5 protein-coding genes are annotated in these 3,686 nt (G+C 52.5%); all 5 read right to left on the bottom strand.

Annotated elements, in window-relative coordinates; genetic code table 11:
* The 5 genes from rsmA to D5S03_RS09075 all read right to left on the bottom strand — a co-directional run bounded on the left by rsmA (position 1) and on the right by D5S03_RS09075 (position 3,449).
* Complete coding sequence (gene rsmA / locus D5S03_RS09095) at positions 1 to 777, bottom strand: 16S rRNA (adenine(1518)-N(6)/adenine(1519)-N(6))-dimethyltransferase RsmA (RefSeq protein WP_008870344.1); 777 nt, start codon at positions 775 to 777, stop codon at positions 1 to 3.
* Positions 774 to 1,253, bottom strand: coding sequence for a DUF2062 domain-containing protein (locus D5S03_RS09090; RefSeq protein ID WP_008870343.1), 480 nt, complete (start codon positions 1,251 to 1,253; stop codon positions 774 to 776). Before D5S03_RS09090 ends, rsmA begins: the two co-directional genes overlap by 4 nt.
* Positions 1,254 to 1,384: 131 nt before the next feature.
* Positions 1,385 to 1,966 (bottom strand): peroxiredoxin, encoded by a 582-nt coding sequence (locus D5S03_RS09085; RefSeq protein ID WP_008870342.1) that lies wholly within the window; start codon positions 1,964 to 1,966, stop codon positions 1,385 to 1,387.
* Positions 1,967 to 1,980: 14 nt separating this feature from the next.
* Positions 1,981 to 2,529 carry a peroxiredoxin family protein gene (locus tag D5S03_RS09080; protein ID WP_008870341.1) on the bottom strand — a complete coding sequence of 183 codons (549 nt, stop codon included), beginning with the start codon at positions 2,527 to 2,529 and terminating at the stop codon, positions 1,981 to 1,983.
* Between the two features lie 71 nt (positions 2,530 to 2,600).
* Positions 2,601 to 3,449, bottom strand: coding sequence for a 2-oxoacid:ferredoxin oxidoreductase subunit beta (locus D5S03_RS09075; RefSeq protein WP_287043605.1), 849 nt, complete (start codon positions 3,447 to 3,449; stop codon positions 2,601 to 2,603).
* Between the last annotated feature and the right edge of the window lie 237 nt (positions 3,450 to 3,686).

Below are 3,686 nucleotides of genomic sequence, written 5' to 3'. Positions count from 1 at the left end.
TTATTCAGAAAAAAGGCACTTGGACAACCCCTGAAAATCCTCTGGGCTCAGCTGCTCAGGCCTGGCCCGGGGGTCCAGACCGCACTGCTCAAGTGCAATTTTTCTCCTGTCATTCCAGTATGTTTTGAGAATCCTGCCCAGTTGTTTGCGCCGGTTTTGAAACATGGTCTTGACCACCCTGGCCAGATCCCGGGGGACAAAAAAAATTTTGTCTGCAGGCAGGGGGCGAAGCTCCAGAACAGATGAATCCACACTGGGGCGGGGGCGGAAAACCCCTGGAGACACATTAAAGAGCACCCTGGGGGTTGTAAATGACTGCAGCCAGATGGAAAGCGCCCCGTATTCCTTGCCTCCCGGCCCTGCCGTAATCCTCTGGGCCACTTCCTTCTGGACCATGACCACGGCCCTGTCAAAGCTTCTGCATCCGGCGGCCATATCCCAGAGAAGCGTCTGGGCGATGTTGTAGGGCAGATTGCCTATAATTTTCAGTCCGGGCCAGCGGTCAAGCCTGGACCAGTCAAGCTGAAGTGCGTCCATGTTTACTGCCTGAAGTCCTGGACACCGGTCAAGAGCAAATGTCAGGAAATAATCCTTTTCCACACCCAGGACCAGTCCTGCCCGGTCGGCCAGAAGAGCAGTCAGCACCCCTTTTCCAGGACCTATTTCTAAGACGCGGTCTTTGTGTCCCGGCTCCAGGGCATCCACGATCTTGCGGGCTATGTTCATATCCTGGAGGAAATTCTGGCCCAGGCTTTTTTTGGCCGGGGCATGAATCATCTTTCCCTCAACCTTTTAAGCTGCATGCGCAGGGACCTTTTTTGCCGGTACAGATAAACCATGCGCACACTGACCAGATAGGTCAAAAAGGCCAGAGTAAGCCCGACTATTACTCCCCCGGCAAGCATGAGCAAAAAGAAATCCCATCCCAGGTTGACGATGTTTAGCAGGGTCAGATCCTCGGGCTCGAATTCTTTTTTTCCCACAGGAATGACCGCCCTGCCCAGCAGATACATTCCGTAAAAAACAAAAGGGGCATACAGGGGATTGGTTATCCAGGTGCCGATTGCAGCGGCGATCTTACTGCACTTGAAGAAAAAGGCCAGAATTACGGCGGCAACAGTCTGCAGGGGGATGATGGGCAGACAGCCCACTAATACTCCCAGGGACAGGCCCATGGCCACGTTATGCGGGCTTTCCCTGATGCGGAGCAGTTTAAGATACCAGAAGCGAAAAAAACGCTTCAGGCTGTACATGGAGAATCTGGAAGGCCTTTTAAAATTGTTGGGGGGGCTTGAAGGCAAGCCCCCCCGGCCCCCCGGAAATGTCAGTTCAGTAGTTTCCACAGGGTGTAAACATTATTCGGCGGTTATATCTTTCAAGGCGTTCAGGGCAGCTTTTCCATGGCTTCAACAAGCATCTCCAGTGGAGGCCGCCTGTTTATGTCCTCAACGTGCGCAAATCTTATGATTCCTTCCTTGTCCACAATGATTGTGGCCCGCTCTGCAGTACCGTCTCCCCGCAGGATGCCGTACTTTTCAGCCACTTCCCCGTGGGGCCAGAAGTCTGAAAGTACCGGAAACCACAGCCCACCCATGGATTTTATCCAGGAGTACTGAGAAGGCACATTATCTGTGGTAATACCCAGAATGATGGTGTCGTTGTCATCAAAAAAATGCCTGGCAATATTGTATCCCGGCCATTGATCCGAGCACACAGGGGTCCAGGCGGCCGGAACAAAGGAGAGCATTACATTCTTTTCCCCCCTGTACTGGGACAGGCTGATTTCTTCTCCCCCCACAGCAGGCAGGGTGAAATCAATGGCTTCGTCTCCTTCTTCTACTTTTATCTCACTGTCAATGGGTTTTAATTCCCCGGGATCATAGATTGCGCCTTCGTCAGCCGGGGAAAGGCCCGGAGAAGCCAGAAACAAAGCCAGGAACAAAATAATTGTCTTGATACCTTTCATATCATGTCACCTCCTCACAGATGAGCCTTTACTTCTTCCAGGTACGCCTCAACTCCATCCCGGAAAGGTCCGGTATGGGAATGCAGGATGCGGCCGTTTTCGGGATCTACAGCATAATACGTAGGTGTTCCCACCTCACCCAGATATTTATGCCATACAAAATCCGGGTCCGGAATCAAAGGAAACTCCACTTCATAGCGATCCCGGTATACGCTGACCTCAAAGCTGGAATTGCCGGGTGCGATTCCAAAAATCTTGATGGACTCTTCCAGCCCCTGTTCATGTATCATATCATAGAGGTCGTTTACGTCCGGGGCCTCCCTCTGACAGATGGGACAGTACATGCTGAACACCTGCACCAGGACCAGGTCAGCCTGTACATCCCCGATTACAAAATTTTCATTGTCGGAAATTCCCAGGTAATCCTGGTGTACCGCCTCTTCGGGTACCTGGATGTTTTCCTCCGGAAAATTGTCCATTTCCTCTGCCCAGGCATGGGATGCCCCAAGCATGGCCATGCAAATAAATAAAGCAACTAAAGTCGACCATACTCCCCTTTTCATTTTAACCTCCTGCTTGATTTAAAAACCTGATTTAAAACCCTGCCACTGTGTTTCCTGCACACGCCCACCAATCAGGCAAAAGAGGACATTACCTCATTTAGCTTTTGTATTGAGGGCCGGTTATTAAAGAGGGGTTCACCCGTTGGATGGGGGAGGCTTTCTTCAAAAGTCGGCTTATGACTCTGATAGATAACTCCCAGTGGTATCCCCTCATCCCACTGCCTGGAAAGGGCCATGGCCTGCTCCCAGTTTTGTGGATCATGATCTTCCGGGATATAGCAGCGCTCTTTATACCAGGCAAAGGTATTGACTTTATTGAAGCTTACGCAGGGCTGCAGTATATCCACCAGGCTGAATCCCGAATGCCGCACAGCCTTTACTATCATCTCGGTCAGGTGATCCTGCATGCCTGCAAACCCCCGGGCCACCATCCCCGCCTGCATGGCCACAGCCACTCCCACGGGGTTAAAGGCCTCGGAAGGATTGCCCGCGGGCTGGGCCTTGGTCTTTTGCCCCCTGGCGGTGGTAGGGCTGGCCTGGCCCTTGGTCAGCCCGTAAATCTGGTTGTCGTGGGCCAGCAGGGTAACATTGATATTGCGGCGCAGGGCCGCCAGGAAATGGTTGCCTCCCTCGCCGTAGTTGCAGCCGTCCCCGCTCTGGGCGATGACCACGGCCTGCGGGTTGGCCAGCTTGATTCCGGTGGCCGCAGGCAGAGCCCTGCCGTGCAGGCCATTATAAACATTGGTCCGCAGGTAGTGCGGAGATTTGGCCGCCTGGCCGATGCCGGAGACAAAAATACACTGGTGCGGTTCAAGTTCCATCTGCACCAGGGCCTCTTTGACGCACTTAAGTATGCTGTGATTGCCGCATCCAGGGCACCAGGCCGTTTCAAAACTTCCAAAATCCTCCATGGAAACCATAAATCATCCTTCTGATTAAATACAATTTCAACTTAATTATTTAAGCATGTTGCAGTCATCAGGGTTTAGCATTGTATACATAGCACGGTCTACTCCCCGCCTTGGCTAAGGAGGGGCCGGGGGTGGTTCGAATCTAAATGACCATTTCCCTTCAGTGACTCTCAGGTCATGTCCCGGGCGAGCCCCGGTGAGGGCTTACAGGATATTATCTGCAATATACTGTCCATCCAGGGGCAG

Origin of the sequence: Desulfonatronospira sp. MSAO_Bac3, from assembly GCF_003838035.1 — a bacterium.
Taxonomy (GTDB): domain Bacteria; phylum Desulfobacterota; class Desulfovibrionia; order Desulfovibrionales; family Desulfonatronovibrionaceae; genus Desulfonatronospira; species Desulfonatronospira thiodismutans.
Note: the sequence above shows the minus strand (reverse complement) of the source record. Positions and strands in the feature narration are given on the sequence as shown.

Coding starts and splice junctions, on each gene's coding strand:
- rsmA (WP_008870344.1), bottom strand. CDS start 777: ATGATTCATGCCCCGGCCAAAAAAAGCCTGGGCCAGAATTTCCTCCAG.
- D5S03_RS09090 (WP_008870343.1), bottom strand. CDS start 1,253: ATGTACAGCCTGAAGCGTTTTTTTCGCTTCTGGTATCTTAAACTGCTC.
- D5S03_RS09085 (WP_008870342.1), bottom strand. CDS start 1,966: ATGAAAGGTATCAAGACAATTATTTTGTTCCTGGCTTTGTTTCTGGCT.
- D5S03_RS09080 (WP_008870341.1), bottom strand. CDS start 2,529: ATGAAAAGGGGAGTATGGTCGACTTTAGTTGCTTTATTTATTTGCATG.
- D5S03_RS09075 (WP_287043605.1), bottom strand. CDS start 3,449: ATGGTTTCCATGGAGGATTTTGGAAGTTTTGAAACGGCCTGGTGCCCT.